Genomic DNA, 19,594 nt, shown 5'->3' with positions numbered 1-19,594 from the left:
CTCATGAACATCGCGGAATGGAGCATCCGGAACAGTGTCATTACCTGGACCGTCGCCATTTTGCTGGTGCTGGTGGGTTATCTCTCCTTTACCAGTCTCAGCCGGCTGGAAGACCCGGAATTCACCATCAAGGAGGCCAAGGTCATCACTCCCTACCCTGGTGCCACCGCGGCCGAGGTGGCGGAGGAGGTCAGTGACCTGATCGAGCAGGCGGTCCAAAAAATGGGCCAGCTGTTCTATGTGGAGTCCCACTCCTACCGGGATCGCTCGATTGTCTCGGTCAAGGTGCTCGATCAATACGACCAATCCACCCTGCCCCAGGTCTGGGACGAACTGCGCCGCAAGATCAGCGATGTCCAGGGCGAGCTGCCGCCGGGGGCTGGACCGTCGGCGGTGGTGGACGACTTTGGTGACGTTTACGGGGTGTACCTGGGCATCACCGGGGAAGGCTACAACGCCCAGGAAGTCTATGAGTTCGCCAAGTTCCTCAAACGGGAACTGCTCCTGGTCGAAGATGTTAAAAGTATCGTCCTGTATGGCGCACCGGAAGAAGTCATCTATGTGGAACTGCGGCGGGAGAAGATGTCGGCCCTCGGCATCGCGCCCCACGACATCTATAGCGCCCTCGGCGACAAGAACACCGTCGCCTACGCCGGTTACGCCCGCGCCGGCGACGCCCGGCTGGCGGTGAAGGTGTCCGGCGAGCTGGATTCGGTCCAGCAGTTCTCAACCCTGCTGATCACCAGCGCCAGCGACGCCAGCCAGCAAATTGTGCTGGGCGACGTCGCCACCATTCGCCGCGAGCTGAAGGCCCCTCCCACTAACCTGCTGCGATTTGACGGCCAAGCCGCCATCGGCCTGGCCATTGCCACCCGCAGCGGAGGCAATGTGGTGACCATGGGCGCGGGCCTTTACGCCAAGCTCGATGAGTTGCGCCCCCAGATTCCCCTCGGCATGACGCTGAACGTGGTGTCCATGCAGTCCGACGCCGTCACCGAAGCCATCCGTGGCTTTACCGTCAGCCTGCTGCAGGCCATCGCCATCGTTATCCTGGTGCTACTGGTGTTCATGGGGCTACGCAGCGGCCTGATCATCGGCGCGGTGTTGCTGATCACCATCATGGGCACCTTCATCTTCATGGCCGTCTTTGACATCACCCTGGAGCGAATTTCGTTGGGCGCGTTGATCATCGCGCTGGGGATGCTGGTGGACAACGCCATTGTAGTGACGGATGGCATCCGCATGCGGTTACAGCAAGGTGACGACACCGTGACCGCCTCCCGTGAGGTGGTCCGGCAGACCGCCGTGCCCCTGCTCGGCGCCACCGCCATCGCCATCACCGCCTTTGCCGCCATCGGCACCTCCCAGGATTCCACCGGGGAATACACCCGCTCCCTGTTTTCGGTGATTCTGATTTCGCTGACCATGAGCTGGTTCACCGCCGTCACCATCACCCCGTTGCTGTGCCATCAGTTCCTGCAACCTGCGGCCAACGCCGGCGGCCAAGAGGCCTACGCTACCGGCATATTCCCGACCTACCGCCATTTGCTGGAAGGCGCCATTCGTTTTCGCTGGATCAGCCTTGGGGTTACCCTTGCGGTCTTCCTTTGCGCTGGCGCGGGGTTTGGTTGGGTGAAACAGAGCTTTTTCCCCGATTCCACCCGCCCCCAGTTCTATGTCGATCTGTGGTATCCGGAGGACAGCGACATCTCGACAACCCGCCACGGTGTGCAAGCGTTTGAGCAGGAACTGGCCCGGTACGATCACGTCACCCACGTCACCACCCAGATCGGCGGAGGCTCGCCACGCTTCCTGCTCACCTACACGCCAGAGCAACCCGCAGCCAACTTCGCACGCCTATTGGTGGACGTGGACGATTACAGGGTCCTGCCGGAGATCACCCGCAAGGTGCAGCAGGACCTGGAATCCCTTCAGCCGGGTGTCATTGTTAACACCCGCCAGTTCGTGCTCGGCCCCGCCACCGGTGGCAAGATCCAGCTGCGCATCTCCGGGCCCGATCCCAACGTGTTGCGACGATTCGCCGACAACGCCCGCAGCGTCCTTGCCAGCCACCCCAACATCAAGGGCTTGCGTGATGAATGGGGCCAGAAGATCAAAGTCATCGCCCCCATCGTCGCCGATACCCAGGCCCAGAAGCTCGGCCTGACCCGTGCCGATATTGCCCAGGCGATGGCATTCGCGGTGGACGGGGTGCGTGCCGGCACCTACCGCGAACAGGACGAACGGCTGCCGATCATCACCCGCGCTCCGGAGTCCGAGCGGCTCGGCCTCCACAATCTGGACCAGGCCTCCATCTGGAGCCCCACCGCCCAGCGCATGGTTCCCCTGGGCCAAGCTGTATCCCGCTTCGACGTTGAGTTCGAGAACGGCCATCTCTGGCGCCAGGACCGGGTCACCATGCTCCGACTCCACTTCGATCCCCGCACCGGCCTGTCATCGGAGCTACTCCGCGACATCAAGGCCGACGTGGAACGGGCCCTCGACGTGGACCTCCACAGCTACCTCGGCCAGCCCGCCTCCGCCGACATCGAACACACCGCCGATACCCTGCCGATTCGTTACCGCGACCGGCTACCCATCGCCGGCATGCCCGGCTACTACTTTGCCTGGGGCGGCGAAAACGAGGATTCGGTCAAGGGCTCGGCCTCCATAGCGGCGTCCGTTCCGGTATTCTTCGGCCTGATGGTGTTCATTGTGCTGTTGCTGTTCAACTCCCTCCGCAAGACCCTGGTAATCTGGCTGGTGGTGCCCTTGGCCATCGTCGGCGTCACCATTGGCCTGCTGACCTTCAGCCAGCCGTTTGGCTTCATGGCGCTGCTCGGCTTCATGAGTCTGGCGGGGATGTTGATCAAGAACGCGATTGTGCTGGTGGATCAAATCAACGTGGAACTCGCCCAGGGCAAGGCCCCGGTACCGGCGGTCGTGGAATCCGGAGTGAGCCGGCTGGTGCCCGTCGCCATGGCGGCACTGACCACCATTTTGGGCATGATCCCGTTGCTGGGCGACGCCTTCTTCGTCGCCATGGCGGTCACCATCATGTTCGGCCTTGGCTTCGCAACCATTCTCACACTGGTGGTGGTCCCGGTGCTCTACGCCACCATTTTCAATTTCCGCAATGACACGGACTGACCCACTGAAAAGGAGAGCTCGCCATGAGCGTCAGACTCACAACCGCCCTTACCCTGACCTTGATCCTGTCCGCCTGCGCCAGCAGCCAGACCGAACTGGTCTCGGTCTCGCTCGACCGGGACAGCCAGGCGCATTACCGCAAGGTCCTGGTACTGGTGATCAGCGGTGATCAACAGGTACGGCGGACGGTGGAGCAGTCTCTGGCCAACCGCATCGGCAAGACCGGCACCGAAACCGTGGTCGCCAGCCAGTACATCACCGGCGACCTGGAAGTTTTGGGAGTGGAAGAACTGCGCCAGCAGGCACTGCAGGTGGTGCTGAAGACCCGTGCCGACAGCGTGCTGGTCGCCTCCCTGCTTCGTGACGAGGTGCGCGAGGAGTATGTCGCGCCCCAGGCCAGCCAGGTGGCGATCCCTACCGTGGAGCCACGCTTCGGGCCTTATGTGGGTTATCACTACGACACCGTGGTCACACCTGGCTACTTCACCTCGCAGCGGGAGGTGTTCGTGCAAACCTCACTGTTTGATGTCGATACCGGACACGTGGTGTGGCGGGCTCGATCCAAGACCATCAACCCCAGCAGCCTTCAGCAAGGCGTCGACGACTTCAGCAACGTGATGACCAACCGGCTGTGGAACGACGGCATGCTGGCGGGCGGTCGCCAGGGAGCCAGCCAGCGATAGCTGCGCGCAGGCCTGGCATGACACGGCCGAAACGGCCACCGCTTCAATTAGCCCTGTCCCCCATTTCGATAGTCCAGTAAAATTCCTCGTTTTCCTGCCGGGCCGCCACCGGAACTCCCGCCGGCGGCCCGGGGTTGAGCCATCCGATTTTTGGAACCAGTGAGGCAGCGCAATGGGCAGAGCCTATCAGAACCGCAAAGAGTCCATGGCCAAGACGGCCGCAGCGAAGACCAAGGTGTACAGCAAGTACGGTCGTGAAATCTACATGTGTGCCAAGCAAAGTGGCATCGACCCGGACGGCAACCTCACGCTGCGAGGCTTGATCGACCGCGCCAAGAAAGACCAGGTACCTGCCCACGTCATCGATAAGGCCATCGATAAAGCCAAGGGCGGCGCCGGCGAGGATTTCAACCCGGCCCGCTACGAAGGCTTTGGCCCGGGCAACTGCATGGTCATTGTCGACTGCCTCACCGATAACCCGAACCGGACCTTTGGTGACGTGCGCCTGTGCTTCACCAAGACCAAGTGCAAGATCGGCACCCAGGGCAGCGTCAGCCACATGTTTGACCACTGCGCGATCCTTGCCTTCAAGGGCGATGATGAAGATGCCGCGCTGGAAGCCCTGATGATGGCCGACGTGGACGTCTCCGACATCGAGAACGAAGACGGCCTGATCACCGTATTTGCGCCCAACACCGAGTACGCCAAGGCCAAGCAGGCGCTCGCCGAGGCGTTTGAGGGCATCGAGTTCGAGGTGGACGATATCCAGTTCATTCCCCAGACGACCACACCGGTGGAAGGCGACGACGTGGAGATGTTCGAGAAGTTCCTCGACATGCTCAACGACCTGGACGACGTTCAGAACGTTTACCACAACGCCGAGCTGTAACCCCCTGCCAGGCCATCGCCGGGGGCACGGATCGGCTCCCGTCGATGGCGATGCCCCTGCTTTCGCCTTCCCAGTTCGTCAATTCTCGACTAAGCTCCTGAAAATCGGATATTTCTACTCTCGCTTGAGGTTCGTTTGGCTCTCGCTCGACTGGCTCTTGCTTGGCTAACGCTTTTTTGACTCACTAAGGGAATGCCGTCATGACCGTACTCGTATTGGGACTCATCCTGTTTCTGGGGGTCCATTCACTGTCCATCGTCAATGAACCCTTTCGGGACCGCCTGGTGGCACGCCTCGGCGAATGGCCGTACAAGGGGCTCTATTCACTGATCGCGCTGGCAGGGCTGCTCGCCATCGTCTGGGGCTACGGTCTGGCCCGCCAGGCACCGGTACTGATCTATGCGCCGCCCAGCTGGCTGAGCCACGTGGCCATGGTGCTGCTGTTGCCGGTGTTTCCGTTGTTTCTGGCCGCCTACCTGCCGGGACGGATCAAACTCAAACTGAAACACCCCATGCTGGTGGCGGTTAAGCTGTGGGCGCTGGCCCACTTGCTGGCCAACGGCATGGCGCACGATGTGCTGCTGTTTGGCGGCTTCCTGGCCTGGGCGGTGGCCGACCGCATCTCGCTCAAGCGGCGCCAGCCCAGGGCTGTTCCGGCGTTGCCCGCCTCGGGCTTCAACGATCTGATCGCCGTGGTCCTGGGCCTGGCCATCTACGGCGCATTCATCACCGGCGGGCACTACTGGCTGATCGGGGTGGAACCGGTCGCCTTCTAGGCGGCCCTTGCCGACCCTGTCTTTTTAGGCCACCATCCGGGCTGAGCACCAGTCTGAAGGACGCCCTATGAGTCGTGTCGTAATATTGAAAACCGGCAGCACCTACCCTGCCATCGCCAGCAGCTTTGGTGATTTCGAGGACTGGTTTGTGGCGGGGCTGTCGCCAGAGCTGGCGCTGTCCATCGTCGATGTGGAACGGCAGCTGCCTGACGGGCAGGGACAGGACTGGGACGGCATTGTGATCACCGGCTCGCCTGCCATGGTGTCCGATTGCGCCGCCTGGAGTGAACGCACCGCCCAATGGCTGGCACAGGCGGTGAAGCAACAGGTGCCGGTGCTCGGCGTCTGCTATGGCCATCAACTGCTCGCCCACGCCTTGGGTGGACGCGTCGGCAATCACCCCGAAGGCCGGGAGTCCGGCACCTTTACCGTGACCGTCAATGAGCAGGGGCGCCAGGACCGACTGTTGGGCAAGCTGCCGCAACGCTTCCCGGCCCAGCTCACCCACCTGCAATCGGTCCTCGCCTTGCCGGCCGGTGCCACCGTGCTGGCCTCGTCGGAGTTCGAGCCGCACCAGGCCTTCCGGGTCGGGGCAAACGCCTGGGGCGTGCAATTCCATCCGGAGTTCAGCGCCCCGGTCATGCGTGCCTACCTGGAGGTGCAAGCCCCGTCGCTGCGGGAGGAAGGCCTCGATCCGGACGCCCTGATCGCTGCCGTCACCGACACTCCGGCAGCCGGCTCCCTGCTAAGACGTTTCTCGCAACTGGTTCTGCGACAGGCCTGACCTCTGCCGCTGGAATCTTGGCCTGAGCGTGAGACTCAGGCCTTCTTGACGAACATCGACTTCAATTTCATCGCGCCGATGCCATCGATCTTGCAGTCGATGTCGTGATCGCCATCCACCAGACGGATGCTCTTGACCTTGGTGCCAACCTTTACCACAGCTGAGGACCCCTTGACCTTGAGATCCTTGATCACCGTCACGGTATCGCCATCCTCCAGCTCATTGCCGTTGGCATCCCGCACCACCTTGCCTCCTTCCGTGGCAGAGGCGGCGGAGTCGTGAGCCGACCATTCGTGGGCGCACTCCGGACAGATCAGCAGGGCGCCGTCTTGGTAAGTGTATTCAGAGCCGCATTGAGGACAGGGAGGGAGCTTGGACATGACGAACGTTCCGGAAGTAATAGCCAGTTGGGTAACGAGTTGAGATGGTGCGAATAATAACAGCAAACCGGGGTACTGCGTATTTCGCCGAGGTCAGCCCCGTGTCGAAGACAACCGAGAGGCAAGCACCGGACCTCGGGATGGCCCGGTGCTCGAACAAGCAATCCTGCTGGCCTAGCGACAGGCAGCGGGCAGGTGCTTTTCCACCACATTCTGGCCGTAACAGACCCAGTTCATGCCGGACTTGGTCATCTTGGCCTCGATAACCAGATAGCGGGGCTCGCCGTAGGCATCTTCGCCCATGTTGGCGCCAATGGCTCCGCCGCCAAGCAGCGCAACGTCGTAATGACTGCCGACATTGACCACCGTGCTTTCGGCAAAGCCCAGATCCTGCAAGGTCGACGGCCACTGCTCATGGCTCTGAAGGTATTCGTCTACGGCAACCTGGATTTGCTGGGCTTCGGCATAGGCAGAGGCGTACCGGGCGCGTTCGACATAGTCCTGATAGGCCGGCACAGCGACCGCCGCGAGGATGCCGATCATCGCCACGGTAATCAGGATGGACAAGGCGCCGCCCCCAGCACCCACCCGAGGCACGAACAGCGACAGGAACCAGGCAAAGCCATGACGACGGGGATGCCGGATCGCCTTGCCCTGGCTCAGCGCCACCGCTTCGGCCATCCGTTTGGTCAGCCAGGGATAGTCCGCGGTCAGTTCGTTGAACGACATCCAAAAGCCGTTGGATGCTTCCGCCTGGCGAAGGTAGGCCGTCACGTTCAGGGTCTTCCAGCGAGTATCCCCGGCAGCAATGGCGGCAATGGCGGCCTTGATGTCATTTTCGGACTGGCAGCAGGCCACGCCGTAGCGATCACAGGTGTATTCCTCGGCCCGGCGCAGTGCCGAACCCAGCACCGGCAACAGGGAGGCGGGCGCCAGGAACGTGCGCCAGGTCAGGTGCTTTCGATGGATATGCCCCAGTTCATGGCCGATATAGAAATCGATGGCTCCTGGTTGGTCCTCCAGGGCATCCACCACATCGGTGAACAGCACGACAAAATGGCGCCCCCGGAACTTGGTCGCCAGGGCATTGAAGAAATCAGCCCGGAGCAGATAGGCATCGGGTATGTCCTTGAGCCCCACCTTGCGGCAACCTTCCACCAACTTGGCGTGTAGGTCTGGATACTGATCCTCGCTGATGCGAACCCCAGAGCCTTTGAGGTGGGAGATAAACGCCGAATGGGCAAAGAGGAAAAACAGATACCCCAGCAGCAGGTAAATCAGAAGCACACCAAACGTGGCGATGAGCAGCCCCAACCAAAACAGGCCGGACAGGACGACAGCGATTGCAAACAACGGTTTTTCATTCTTATAGACCAGATTCATTCATGTTCCCTCATTGACAGCGCCCCGGTGACGATTCGTGGAATCCTGGGGCTGCCGATAGTCTTTTCCTAGCTGGATGATGTCAGGTCACAGCCCTGCCATCGGACACTAGCCTACGAAAAAATCTGGATAACTGTCACAATTTTGTTGGTAATGTATTGTTAATCACGCGATCTACGAGAAAGTCGTCTCAAGCATTGAAGAACCGGTCAATCTGCCTGGCATGACTCTGGGCATCCTTGTAGCCCAGTTCGATCAGCGCCGAGGAGAACCGTCGATCGAACAACAGGTAGCTGGCCAGGCTGCCGCCAGTCATGGAATTGCCGCTGCCCCCTCCTACCAGATTGCGCAACACCAAGGGCATGCCGTCCATGAACTGGGCCGCGATTTCGTCGACCCGTTCGCTCGGCGAGATCTCCAGCAACCGGATCGGCTTCAGATCGAGCCCCGATGCCGCCAGGGCCTCAGGCGGTATCAGATCGACCAGCTGGTTGAGTAGCCGCAGCCGATCAATGTCGTAGTCCAGGGTATCCAGAAACATGCCGTTGAAGACGTGGGCAATGATCTGGGAAAACGCCGGTACCTCCTGTTTATCCGGTCGACTGGATGGACACATGCTGTTGGCGCTCACCCCCACCACCAAGACCCGTTCCGCCCCCAGCCGCAGCGCGGGGCTGATGTGCGCCATTTGCCGGGTAACGCCATCACCGAAATACTCGCGATTGATCAACACCGGTGGGAACACGGTAGGAATGGCCGACGACGCCATCACATGCGCCAGTTTCAGCTCCGTTCTGGAGCCGGCCCGCTGCCCGACGCTCCAGCTTTGCAAGCGTTCGTGACCGTCAAAGAAACACACGTTCTGCCCGGTGGCGTAGCCACAGACGTTGACCCCGACCGCCGAGAGATCACCCTTGAGAATGGCTTGTCGAACCGCCGCAAAATCGACCTCACGGTCCAGCAACTCGTGCAGCGGGCTGTTGTCCAACATTGACAAAGGGCCACGCCCCCCGCCCCCGGCGAGCAGCCGGCGAGCGACACCGGTCATGTTGCGAAGGATCGCGTAGGAATTACTCCGATAGACGTGTTCGGACGCCAACTCTGCCCACAGCCGCTCCAGTCGCGACACGTTATGCCGAAAGATATCGCCGCCACCCGCCAGCGCCAGGGCATTGATCGCTCCCGCCGAAGTACCGACAATCACCCTGAACGGGTGGGACCAGGTCGGAAACATATCGGAGATCGCCCGCAGCACCCCTACCTGGTATGCGGCTCGGGCGCCGCCGCCCGTGAGCACAACGCCTACTTCCTGCATGCCACCTCACTTTGGCTAGACCGTTGAGCGGAGCCGTTGCCGCCGCTTTATAGAGGTTGTCGCCGTTTCGGTCTGTTGTCGCCGCTGGTTTGTGCCGCCACGTCTGATGTGTGTTGCTGCTTGCTTCAGCTTAGTGCAATGCCGCCAACTCATTCAGCGCCGTCTCCCCCATGGCGGGAAATGCCACCAGGCCAGGCCCACCACACCGGCAAACACCGTATAGACCAACACAAACACCCAGGCCGGGGCCTCGTAGTACAGCAGTGCCTGCAGCCAGTGCTCGATAAAACTCCCGGCATAAACGCCGTCACCGCCCGCCTGCTCGCGCAACCACATTTCCAAGGTGGTCAGCGGACAAATCACCCCCAGCCAGGCCTGGGCCACCACCACTAGAATGGCGCCCAGGTGACCAAAGCGAAACCAGCGATTCCGTACCCAGCGCCAGCCGCGCACGCCGCCGATCAGGATCGACACCAGCCCCAGCACCACGAACGCCACAACCGCAACGTGCAGGAACAGCACGCCATCGGCCAGCCATTGGTAAATTTGCATGTCACTCATGGCGCCCTCCCCCTTCAAGCTTTGCACATGCTGGGCCGGATGCCAGTACCGGGGCGGCATCATTCGGCCCAAAAGGACATTTTCAACCATCCCCGTCAGGAACAGAATGGGACTGAATGAACGTTCATTCATACCCAATTCCAAGAGAGGAGACTGCCGCCGATGAGCGTCCGAGCCGCTGCATCATCCACCTCAGGCAACGGCAACTCAGACAAGCGCCAGCGTATCCTGGATGCGGCGCTCAAGGTATTTGCCGCCGAGGGCGTGCACGGCACCCCCGTGCCCCCCATCGCCCGGGAAGCCGGGGTCAGCGTGGGCAGTCTGTACCGTTACTTTGACAGTAAAGAAGCGCTGGTGAACGCTCTGTTCCAGGCCACCAAAGACGACCTGAGCCAGCATCTACTGACCGGGCTGCCCTTGCTTAAGCTGGACCGGTCCATTTTCGATGAGGTCTGGCACCGCCTCTGCACCTTCGCCCGGCAAAAGCCCGACGCCTTCCGTTTCCTGGAGATGCAGGACCACCACAGTTATCTGAACGACACCAGTCGCAACAGTGAATACATGTTACTGCTCCCAATCCGCCAGATCATCGAGCTGGGCCAGCAGAATGGATTGCTGAGCGATCACCTGCGTCCCGAAGTTGCCATAGCCCTGTTCTGGGGGTCCCTGGTTGGCCTGTTCAAGGCCGAGCGGCTGGGTTACCTCAGCCTTTCCGATGACGACCTCCGCCAAGCCCGTGACGCCTGTTGGAAAACCATTGCCAAGCCCATAGAAGGGAAGACACAAGAATGAAACCTCAACACATCCTGATCACCGGCGCCGGTGGCGCCATTGGCAGCCAACTGGCGTCACTGTTCCGCCAACAGCACCCAACCGCGACCCTGACCCTGGTTGACCTGAACGCCAAGGCTTTGGAAGACAAGGCAGCCGCGTTGAATGCCCACCTGGAAGTCTGCGATCTGACCGATGTCGAGGCCCTGCCAAACTGGTGGCAAGCCCTGGAAGATCGCCACGGCACAGTGGATGTGCTGGTCAACTGTGCCGGCATCATGGACATCATGAGCATCACCGGTACCGGCTGGGAGCGCGGCAAACGGCTGCTGGACATCAACTTTATCGCCCCGATGCGTCTGATGGACCTGGCCCTGCCCAAGATGATCGACAACCGCCACGGCTGCGTGATCAACATTGCCAGCATGGCGGGCCGGGTCCCCATCCGCGGCTGCAGTTACTACGGCGGCGCCAAGGCCGGATTTGGCATGGCCTCGGAAATCGCTCGGCTCGATCTGAAAATGCACAACGTCAATGTCATCACGGTCTACCCGGGCCCCATCTTCTCCGGCCTGGAGAGCCATGCGCGCAGTCAGGTGAAACGGGGCCCGGTATCCCGCTTCATACCGACCGGTAATCCGGAAGAACTGGCCAAACGCATCTATCGCACCTTCAGCAAGGGCGGCACCCGAGTGATCTATCCGGATATCTACAGCGTGGCCAAGCAGGTGGCGAACCTTGACCTCACCTACCGGGCCATGGACTTCTTCAGCCCGGAACCCAACCAATAAAGAGACAACTACCGATGACCCAACAAATCACACCCGCGATCTACGACGTATTGGCGGTCGGTGCTGGCATTTCCGGTATCGGACTGGGCATTCGCCTGAAAGAGGCTGGGATCGACAATTTTGTGATTCTGGAGAAAGCCGGCGACCTGGGCGGCACCTGGCGCGACAACACCTACCCGGGCTGTGCCTGTGATGTGCCCTCGGCCCTGTATTCTTATTCCTTCGCCCAGAAACCCGACTGGAGCCGCGCCTTCGCCGGCCAGGCGGAAATTCTGGAGTACGTGCGGGAGGTGGGCGAACGCTATGGCATCGGCGATTACATCCGCTTCAACCAGGCCGTGGAACGGGCCCAGTGGCGTGAAGCCAAGGGGCTTTGGGAAGTCCAGACTGCAAACCAGATCTACTTTGCCCGCACGGTCGTGGCCTGTTCGGGCTACCTGCACGAGCCCATTGTCCCGGATATCCCGGGCCTGCGGGACTTTAACGGCAAGGTATTCCATTCCTCCCGCTGGGATCACGACCACGACCTCAGCGGCGAACGGGTGGCGGTCATCGGAACCGGCGCCTCCGCCATTCAGTTCATTCCTGAAATCCAGCCCAAGGTGGCCAAGCTTGCGATCTTCCAGCGCACACCTCAATGGGTGCTGCCCAAGCCGGACCACGCCATTCCGGACATCGAGCGACGTTTCTTCGAACTGCCCATGACGCTACAGGCCTGGCGCTCGATTTTGTACAGCGGCTTTGAGACCTTCGGCATCGGCTTCCGCAACCCCCGCCTGCTGGAACAGTTGGAGAAGGTGGGGCTGGCGCACCTGCGTTGGGCAGTCAAGGACCCGGAGCTGCGAGCCCGGCTGACCCCGGATTACACCCTGGGCTGCAAGCGGGTTCTGATGAGCAACAACTATTACCCGGCGCTGAGCCAGCCCAATGTCGAGGTCTTCGCCACCGGGCTGAAGGAAGTTCGAGGCAACACCGTGGTCGGTCAGGATGGCAGCGAACGGGAGGTGGACACCATCATCCTGGGAACCGGTTTCCATGTCACCGAGCCGCCTATCGCCGAGCACATTTTCAACGACGCCGGCCAGTCCCTGGGCCAGATGTGGGCCGATGGCATGCAGGCCTACCGGGGCACCACCATCAATGGCCTGCCCAATGCCTTTATGGTGCTGGGGCCCAACCTGGGTATTGGTCACAACTCGGCGTTCATTGTGATCGAAGCCCAGCTCAACTACATCATCAGCACCCTACGTACCATGCGCGAGCGCCAGCTGGAACGAATCGAAGTCAAAGCCGATGCCCAGCGGAGCTACAATCGCAAGGTCCAGAAAGACCTGCAAGGCACGGTATGGAACACCGGCGGCTGTTCCAGCTATTACCTCGACAAGAACGGCTTCAACAGTATCGGATTTCCCTGGAGCACGCTGAAGATGCAGCGCCTGCTCAAATCGTTTGATGCCGCTAACTACACACTCACACCGGCCACTACGCCGGTGTTTGGAGGTCGGTCATGACGGCGGCAAAGGGCAATACGCCCCGTCGGGCGCTGGTCCTCGGTTGTGGCGGTGTTGCAGGCGCTGCCTGGACCATTGCCATGCTCTCGCAGCTGGAGCAGCAGCTGAACTGGGACGCGCGAACCGCCGACATCCTGGTGGGCACGTCGGCAGGCGCGGTACTGGCGGCGCTGCTGGGTGCCGGGGTGCCGGCCTCAACGTTGCTCGACTGCCAGCACGGCACCGCCAAGGCCTGCCAATGGAATCATGACAGTGACAGCGGGGGCGCCCTGCCCCCGCTGCCGGCAGCCAGCCTGACCAGCCCCAGCCTGTTGCTGCGCGGGCTTAAGGCGCAGGTATCCGCCTTGACGGCCATCAGCGGTGTGCTTCCAGCCGGCCAATTCAACATGGCTCCCTTCCGCCAGCTGATAGACAGTGTGGTCCCTGCGGGGGAATGGGCGCCGCATCCGGCGACCTGGATCATGACGGTGGACACGGCGAGTGGCCAGCGAGTGGCCTTTGGCAAGCAACATGCGCCCACGGCGGCCTTGAACGATGCCGTCTGCGCCTCTTACGGCGTACCGGCCTGGTGCCCCCCCGTCACCATCGGTGGCCGGCGCTACTTTGACGGCGGCGTGGCCTCCCCCACCTCGGCCGATCTGCTGGTGCATCAGCCGGTGGAGGAGGTGATCATTCTGGCGCCCATGGCCAGCCGCCAGCCCGATCGACCGCTATCGCCGCTGAAACTGGTGGAACGCCAGGTACGCCGGTACATGACCGCGATCGTGGATCGGGAAGAGCAGCTGTTGCGCGACGCCGGCAAACGGGTAATCCGGGTGGAGCCCAACGCCGCCGACCTGACCGCCTTCGGCTACAACATGATGGACCCGGGCCGCCGCACCAAGGTGCTGTCCCAGGCCCTGCTCGGTGCGCCGGCAACGGTGGCAATGGCCATCGCCTCGGCCTGAGTGGTTAACGCTCGCCCTACTGCGGAGCAAACTTGGCAAACAGCTCCGCGCCGGTCAGGTTTTCGGTCCGGTTGGCGAACTCATAGAACGCCGGTTTGTGGTCGATGAAGACCTGGTGGGTGAGCGCCAGCCGGTCCTGGTTTTCGGTGAACAGGCCGGCGGGCAGCACATACTGGCCGTTGGCCTTGAGGCGATAGAACAGATGGGTGCCGCACCGGTTGCAGAAGCCCCGCTGGGCCCACTCTGACGAGTCAAAGACGCTGACGTGCTGGCTGCCCTCGATGGAAACCTCGGTACCGGCATCCAGCGCCAGCAAGGGGCCTCCGCCCCATTTCCGGCACATGGCGCAGTGGCAGACGTCTGCCTTCGAGCTGACTGCGGCAGCGTGGATGCTGACGGCGCCACACAGGCAGTTGACGGTTTCAGAAAATGTATCGGCCATTTCGTTCTCCCTGATTTATGTCTCGATGCGTTCCAAGCGAGTGCCCTGATAGCATAGTCGAGACCAGCCTCGCCGTAAGACTATTTTTTACGCCCCGACCGCGTCCTCAGGGCCGCCCCGAAAGACCGCCGTGCCCACTCGGCAGCGGCATCCGGATCCTCCAGCACCTCCTCCGGTGCCTGGTAATAGGACATCGTCATCCGCTTCCCCTGCTTCTCGTACTCGAAAGGGGGCAGTCCTGCCTCGATGAAAGCCTCCCGGCATTGGTCGTCGGCCTTCAGGTACAGGGTCTCGTCGCTGACCAGCGCAAACATCAGGCCGTCGTGGAAGATGCCATGGCCGCCAAACATGCGCCGAGCCTGGACCGGACCGAATTGAACGAACACTTCCTGCAGGTAATCGGTGTACTCACTCATCGTCCCGCCCCCCGGGCACGGCGCCTCGCACCCCCGATGAGGCAGGTCCAACGGACTGGAGCGCCAGAAAGTTCGGCGGCATGCGGTGATCCTCCTTGATGATCGGTCGGCCGATAGGGCCCATCGGGGAACAACTATTATAGTGGTTTCCGGATCGACCTTAGCGGTTTCCACATCGACTACAGCGGCTTCTGAAACAAGGCTACGTCCTTGACCGGCACCTGCAGGCGCCAGCCGAAACGCCGGCCGATATGGGCCAGCGTCGACTCCCGGTAGAACACCACATGGGTGGGATCGCGGCGGTAATGCCAGTTGGCAAACCGGTCGTCGTCGGTCTGGAAACAGGTCATGATCCCCAACCAGCCGCCCGGTTTCAGCAGACCGTCAAGCAGGCCAAACGTTGTCCAGGGATCGTGCAGATGCTCGGCCACTTCAGTGCAGGTGATGAAATCGTAGGTCCGGTCCAGCGTAGCGGGCTGCGGGTGGTAGTAAGGATCGTACAACGTCATGGCGAACCCCCGCTCGGACAGCATGGTGGCCAACGCCGGACCGGGGCCGCAGCCGAACTCCAGGCCGGAAGCAGCTGGCGTCAGCTGCTGGGTCAGCGGGTCGATGAGCTTGGCAAGAAAACGCCGGTAGCCGGGATCGGCCGGGTTGTTGTCGTGGAGGTCGTAGATCTGCTTTTCGCTGACCGAATCCAGCCAGCAGCCCGGGTCCATCAACGTCGCCTCGCAGACTGGGCAGCGCCAGTAGGGCACGTCCCGAACGGTCAGGAAGTGCCGCAGCGTAGAATGGTGGCAAACGGTACAGGCGGGGGCGGTCAGGGCCGCCGGCTCGCGCGCCATGGGGCTACACCGGTCGTCCTGGCCGGCTAATGATTGTGGTGCATCTGGCCATGGTTCATTTCGCCATGATCCCTATTGCCAGTGCCCTTGTCTTCATTGTCCTTGTCTTCATTACCCATGCCGTCTTTGTCCATAACGGGTGCCATCGGCTCAGCCGCGCCATCCAGCGGCTCCACCGCCAGCTCCACACTGACTTCCAGGCCGCCCTCAAACGTCAGGGTCAGCGGAAGCCGCTCCCCTTCCCGCAGCGGGCTCCGCAGCTGTTCGAGCATCAGGTGGTAGCCGTGGGGCTTGAGTTCTATCCGTCCGCCGGCCGGCACGGTCAAGCCACGTTCCAGGGCTTCCATGCGCATCAGGCCATTGTCCATCCGGCTCTGGTGCAGCGTCACCCGAGCCGCCCTGGGGCTCTGGACCGAGACCAGCGTGACCGTTTGGTCGCCACCGTTATGGATCGTCATATAACCGGCCCCGATCATCACTCCGGGCGGTGTTGGCCGGGCCCAGGGGTGCGCAATCGACAGTTGGCCGAAGGCGTATTCATGGGCACTGCCGGACAACGGCAACAGCAAAGCGGTCACACTCAGTAACAGGGGGATCAGGCGTCTCATGGTCTCTCACTTCGAGTCATTGAACGGCGGCACCGGCGAGGCAAGCCGGCACCGTCATGGCAAAGTCCGCACTATAGTGTCGTGAGTGGCGCCCGATCGCAAGCGTCAGGGCTGGCCCAGAGCCTCCAATAGCGACGCCATGAAACGCGCAGCCTCGCCGCCCGTTGCGGCCCGGTGGTCGAACGTCAACGACAGCGGAAGCACCCGTCGCACCGCCGGTTTGCCTTTATAGGGCACAACTTTCTCCCGTATCCGACCGGCGCCCACGATCGCCACCTGAGGCGGGGTGACGATGGGGTTGGCGTATTGGCCGGCCATGGTGCCGAAGTTGGACAGGGTAATGGTGGCGCCCTGCATTTCCCGCGGCGGGATTTTTCGGGACGCCACCGCTTCCCGCAGGTTTTCAAGTCCCTGGCGCAGATCCGCCTGGTCACGGTGATTGACGTCCCGCAGCACCGGCACGAACAACCCTTCCGGGGTATCGACGGCGATGCCGACGTGGACTTCCGCCAGCAGGCGACGACTCAGATTGTCGCCATCGAACCAGGCATTGAGCACCGGCACCGCCTCACACCCCTGGGCGATGGCTTGAACCAGGCGCATGGTGATGTCGGTGCCCGCCGCCCAGTCGCCGATGTCCACATCTTCAAAGATCGACACCGGCACCACCTGGGCATGGGACAGTGACATGGTCTTGGCCATGGTGCGGCGGGGACCGCGCAGCGCCTCCGCGTCGCCCAGGGCCTTTTGGTGACTGGCCTGCTGGTGCACGTCGTCGTTGGTGATCAGGCCGCCGGGGCCACTGCCTTTGATGGACTCCAGGCTGACCCCCAGTCGTTCCGCCAGCGCCCGCACGCCGGGCGTTGCCCGCTGGTGGCGAGCCTGCCGGCTGGACTGGGCGGCGCCGATGATGAACTGGTCCTGACGGCTCTCGGCCTCGGCCCGCTTCAGTTTACCGACCACCGTGCCGCTGTCGTCGCCCTCGCCCTCAAACCCCAGCAGGGGCTCGCCGGTGTGAATGATGTCACCCGGTTCCCCAAACAGCTGAGCCACCACACCGGCCTGCGGCGACGGCACCTCCACGATGGCCTTGGCGGTCTCCACCGACACCAGCACCTGATCCTCGTCGACCCGGTCGCCCACCTTGACGTGCCATTCCACGATCTCCGCTTCCGGCAGGCCCTCTCCCAAATCGGGCAGTTTGAAGTACTTCATAGCGCAATCACCTGTTCGACGGCGTGGAGAATGTCGGCCACCTGGGGCAGGTAGGCTTGCTCGTTGCGGTAGTACGGCATCACCGTGTCGTAGCCGGTCACCCGAACAATCGGTGCCTGCAGGTCGAGGAACGCCGCCTCGGCCAGGGAGGCCGCAATTTCCGCACCGACCCCGCCGTTGCGACAGGCCTCATGGACAATGACCGCCCGCCCGGTCTTGGCCACCGAACACAACAGGGTTTCCCGGTCCAGAGGGCTGATGGAGGCGACGTCAATCACCTCGGCGGACACCCCTTGCTCGGCCAGCCGGACCGCCGCCTCCAGGGTCTCCATGATGGACGCGCCCCAGCTGATCAGGGTGACGTCGTCGCCCTCCCGCAGCGTGAAGCAGGTATCCAGTGGCAGTGCCTCGCCGTTATCGTCCACGGCCTGGGTGACCGCGCGATAGATGCGCTTGGGTTCCAGGAATATCACCGGGTCCGGGTCGCGGATGGACGCCAACAGCAGGCCATAGGCGCGCTGGGGCGAACTGGGGATCACCACCCGCAGGCCGGGAATATGGGCGAACAGTGCCTCGGTGCTCTCGGAATGGTGCTCGGGGGCGTGAATCCCGCCGCCGAACGGCGCCCGGTAGACCAGCGGGCAATGCAGCCGGCCCCGGGTGCGGTTACGCATGCGGGCGGCGTGGCAGATGATCTGGTCCATGCCGGCATAGATGAAGCCCATGAACTGGAACTCCGCCACCGGCTTCAGCCCCTGCACCGCCATACCGACGGCGGTCCCGGCGATGAGGTTCTCCGCCAGCGGGGTGTCCATCACCCGCTTATAGCCAAAGCGATCCTTGAGTCCCACGGTGGCCCGGAACACGCCGCCGTTGGTCGCTACGTCCTCACCGAGCACCACTACGTCCTCGTCATGGGCCATTTCCCAGGCCAACGCCATGTTGACCGCTTCCACCAGGGTAACATCGCTCATGACACACCTCCCTGCCGATACTTCTCGGCTAACCGCTCCCGCTGCCCCTGCAAGGCTGCCGGCAGGGTCTCGAACAGGAAGTCCATCATGGCGGTGGGCGGTTCCGGTTCCGAGGCCAGGTAGGCTTTCACCGCGGTCTCGACAAAGCCCTTGCACTCACTCTGCAGCTTCTGCTCTTTCTCGGCGTTCCACAGGCCAGCCTGGTGCAGGTAGTTCTGCATCCGTTTCACCCCTTCCCGCTCCCAGGCCCGTTTCAGTTCTTCGGCACTGCGATAACGGGTGGCGTCGTCAGCGGTGGTGTGATCCCCCAGACGGTAGGTCTCCGCCTCGATCACCGCCCCGCCCTTACCGGCCCGGGCACGCTCCAGCGCCTGGGTCAGCACCTCGGTCAGGGCAAAGTAGTCGTTGCCATCCACCACATGTCCCGGCAAACCGCCACTGATGGCCTTCTGGGCAATGGTCTCGGCGCCGCTCTGCAGGCTGCGGGGGGTGGAAATGGCCCATTGGTTGTTGCTGGCCACAAACACCACCGGCAGGTGCCAGGCGCCGGCCAGGTTCACGCTCTCCAGGAAGTCACCCTTGGAGGAGGCGCCATCGCCCAGACAGCAGACCACGGCGCGATGCTGCTCGCGTATGCGCATGGCCGACGCCACCCCCACTGCGTGGCAGCACTGGGTGGCTATGGGTACGGCAATGGGCAGATCCTGCGGGCAGTGCGCCCAGGCACTGCCCCGTTCGTCACCGCCCCAGTACAGCAGCAACTCGGTCAGGGTGACACCACGCTGGATCTGCGCCGCCTGGTCGCGGTAGTACGGCACCAGCACGTCGGACTTGGCCATGCACTGGCCGATCACCGTGCCAATCACCTCATGCCCCAGCACCGACGGGTAGGTGCCGCACTGGCCGGTCCGTTGCAGGGCGATGACCTTGTTGTCGAAGGTGCGGGTCAGCACCATGTTGGCGTAGGCCGCCAGCAGGCGATCATGGTGGTTCGCCAGGTCGGGCAAGGTATCCAGGGGAACGCCATGGTCGTCCAGGTAGCGGACGCGGTCGACGTGGAAATCGTAACGGTCTTTCATTCGAGCCTCCCATCTACAACGGGCACCGCTGGGTGAATCCGCTTGTGGCAGATTGGTTCGCGATGCGATCCGCG

The 19,594-nt window shown here is 62.4% G+C and carries 20 protein-coding genes; 9 read left to right on the top strand and 11 right to left on the bottom strand.

Annotated features, from left to right (window positions below):
* Nucleotides 1-3: 3 nt before the first annotated feature.
* The 5 genes from N6L25_RS09215 (at nucleotide 4) to N6L25_RS09195 (ending at nucleotide 6,282) form a co-directional block, all read left to right on the top strand.
* On the top strand, nucleotides 4-3,150 hold the full coding sequence (locus N6L25_RS09215; protein WP_271979537.1) for an efflux RND transporter permease subunit: 3,147 nt from the start codon (nucleotides 4-6) through the stop codon (nucleotides 3,148-3,150).
* A gap of 23 nt (nucleotides 3,151-3,173) precedes the next feature.
* Nucleotides 3,174-3,833 carry a hypothetical protein gene (locus N6L25_RS09210; protein WP_271979536.1) on the top strand — a complete coding sequence of 220 codons (660 nt, stop codon included), beginning with the start codon at nucleotides 3,174-3,176 and terminating at the stop codon, nucleotides 3,831-3,833.
* Nucleotides 3,834-4,005: 172 nt separating this feature from the next.
* The gene (locus N6L25_RS09205) at nucleotides 4,006-4,722 is read left to right on the top strand and encodes a YebC/PmpR family DNA-binding transcriptional regulator (protein ID WP_271979535.1); all 717 of its coding nucleotides are present in this window, start codon (nucleotides 4,006-4,008) and stop codon (nucleotides 4,720-4,722) included.
* Nucleotides 4,723-4,922: 200 nt separating this feature from the next.
* A complete protein-coding gene (locus N6L25_RS09200) occupies nucleotides 4,923-5,498 on the top strand; it encodes an NnrU family protein (protein ID WP_271979534.1) in 576 nt (191 codons plus the stop codon).
* A 67-nt stretch (nucleotides 5,499-5,565) separates the two neighbouring features.
* Nucleotides 5,566-6,282, top strand: coding sequence for a glutamine amidotransferase (locus N6L25_RS09195; RefSeq protein ID WP_271979533.1), 717 nt, complete (start codon nucleotides 5,566-5,568; stop codon nucleotides 6,280-6,282).
* Between the two features lie 35 nt (nucleotides 6,283-6,317).
* Here N6L25_RS09195 and N6L25_RS09190 read toward each other — a convergent pair whose 3' ends face one another.
* The 4 genes from N6L25_RS09190 to N6L25_RS09175 form a co-directional block, all read right to left on the bottom strand.
* Nucleotides 6,318-6,662 carry a zinc ribbon domain-containing protein YjdM gene (locus N6L25_RS09190; RefSeq protein ID WP_271979532.1) on the bottom strand — a complete coding sequence of 115 codons (345 nt, stop codon included), beginning with the start codon at nucleotides 6,660-6,662 and terminating at the stop codon, nucleotides 6,318-6,320.
* A gap of 174 nt (nucleotides 6,663-6,836) precedes the next feature.
* A complete protein-coding gene (locus N6L25_RS09185; RefSeq protein ID WP_271979531.1) occupies nucleotides 6,837-8,045 on the bottom strand; it encodes a pilin in 1,209 nt (402 codons plus the stop codon).
* 190 nt (nucleotides 8,046-8,235) lie between these two features.
* Nucleotides 8,236-9,360: a patatin-like phospholipase family protein gene (locus N6L25_RS09180; RefSeq protein WP_271979530.1), complete on the bottom strand. Its 1,125-nt coding sequence runs from the start codon at nucleotides 9,358-9,360 to the stop codon at nucleotides 8,236-8,238.
* A gap of 153 nt (nucleotides 9,361-9,513) precedes the next feature.
* Nucleotides 9,514-9,921, bottom strand: coding sequence for a DUF2784 domain-containing protein (locus N6L25_RS09175; RefSeq protein WP_271979529.1), 408 nt, complete (start codon nucleotides 9,919-9,921; stop codon nucleotides 9,514-9,516).
* Between the two features lie 162 nt (nucleotides 9,922-10,083).
* Between N6L25_RS09175 and N6L25_RS09170 the strand changes: the two genes are divergently transcribed.
* From N6L25_RS09170 to N6L25_RS09155, 4 genes are read left to right on the top strand one after another with little or no spacing between them, the layout of a single operon-like run.
* Nucleotides 10,084-10,713 carry a TetR/AcrR family transcriptional regulator gene (locus N6L25_RS09170; protein ID WP_271979528.1) on the top strand — a complete coding sequence of 210 codons (630 nt, stop codon included), beginning with the start codon at nucleotides 10,084-10,086 and terminating at the stop codon, nucleotides 10,711-10,713.
* Nucleotides 10,710-11,483, top strand: a complete 774-nt coding sequence (locus tag N6L25_RS09165; protein WP_271979527.1) for an SDR family NAD(P)-dependent oxidoreductase — start codon at nucleotides 10,710-10,712, stop codon at nucleotides 11,481-11,483. The genes N6L25_RS09170 and N6L25_RS09165 overlap by 4 nt, the downstream gene beginning before the upstream one ends.
* Nucleotides 11,484-11,497: 14 nt before the next feature.
* The gene (locus N6L25_RS09160; protein ID WP_271979526.1) at nucleotides 11,498-12,994 is read left to right on the top strand and encodes a flavin-containing monooxygenase; all 1,497 of its coding nucleotides are present in this window, start codon (nucleotides 11,498-11,500) and stop codon (nucleotides 12,992-12,994) included.
* Nucleotides 12,991-13,941, top strand: coding sequence for a patatin-like phospholipase family protein (locus N6L25_RS09155; RefSeq protein ID WP_271979524.1), 951 nt, complete (start codon nucleotides 12,991-12,993; stop codon nucleotides 13,939-13,941). The genes N6L25_RS09160 and N6L25_RS09155 overlap by 4 nt, the downstream gene beginning before the upstream one ends.
* 16 nt (nucleotides 13,942-13,957) lie before the next feature.
* Here the strand turns inward: N6L25_RS09155 and N6L25_RS09150 are convergent, their stop codons facing one another.
* The 7 genes from N6L25_RS09150 to N6L25_RS09120 all read right to left on the bottom strand — a co-directional run bounded on the left by N6L25_RS09150 (nucleotide 13,958) and on the right by N6L25_RS09120 (nucleotide 19,520).
* Nucleotides 13,958-14,383 (bottom strand): GFA family protein, encoded by a 426-nt coding sequence (locus tag N6L25_RS09150; RefSeq protein ID WP_271979523.1) that lies wholly within the window; start codon nucleotides 14,381-14,383, stop codon nucleotides 13,958-13,960.
* A gap of 80 nt (nucleotides 14,384-14,463) precedes the next feature.
* A complete protein-coding gene (locus N6L25_RS09145; protein WP_271979522.1) occupies nucleotides 14,464-14,799 on the bottom strand; it encodes a TfoX/Sxy family protein in 336 nt (111 codons plus the stop codon).
* Between the two features lie 179 nt (nucleotides 14,800-14,978).
* Nucleotides 14,979-15,644 carry a class I SAM-dependent methyltransferase gene (locus N6L25_RS09140; protein WP_271979521.1) on the bottom strand — a complete coding sequence of 222 codons (666 nt, stop codon included), beginning with the start codon at nucleotides 15,642-15,644 and terminating at the stop codon, nucleotides 14,979-14,981.
* A gap of 26 nt (nucleotides 15,645-15,670) precedes the next feature.
* Nucleotides 15,671-16,252, bottom strand: a complete 582-nt coding sequence (locus tag N6L25_RS09135; protein WP_271979520.1) for a copper chaperone PCu(A)C — start codon at nucleotides 16,250-16,252, stop codon at nucleotides 15,671-15,673.
* A gap of 105 nt (nucleotides 16,253-16,357) precedes the next feature.
* Nucleotides 16,358-17,467: a dihydrolipoamide acetyltransferase family protein gene (locus N6L25_RS09130; protein WP_271979519.1), complete on the bottom strand. Its 1,110-nt coding sequence runs from the start codon at nucleotides 17,465-17,467 to the stop codon at nucleotides 16,358-16,360.
* Nucleotides 17,464-18,441 (bottom strand): alpha-ketoacid dehydrogenase subunit beta, encoded by a 978-nt coding sequence (locus tag N6L25_RS09125; protein WP_271979518.1) that lies wholly within the window; start codon nucleotides 18,439-18,441, stop codon nucleotides 17,464-17,466. Before N6L25_RS09125 ends, N6L25_RS09130 begins: the two co-directional genes overlap by 4 nt.
* Nucleotides 18,438-19,520, bottom strand: a complete 1,083-nt coding sequence (locus tag N6L25_RS09120) for a thiamine pyrophosphate-dependent dehydrogenase E1 component subunit alpha (protein ID WP_271979517.1) — start codon at nucleotides 19,518-19,520, stop codon at nucleotides 18,438-18,440. Before N6L25_RS09120 ends, N6L25_RS09125 begins: the two co-directional genes overlap by 4 nt.
* Nucleotides 19,521-19,594: the final 74 nt, after the last annotated feature.

Source organism: Marinobacter sp. SS21, assembly GCF_028369065.1.
In the GTDB taxonomy this organism is placed as follows: Bacteria; Pseudomonadota; Gammaproteobacteria; order Pseudomonadales; family Oleiphilaceae; genus Marinobacter.
The sequence above is the reverse complement of the archived record's forward strand: the minus strand, read 5'-3'. Positions and strand labels throughout refer to the sequence as shown.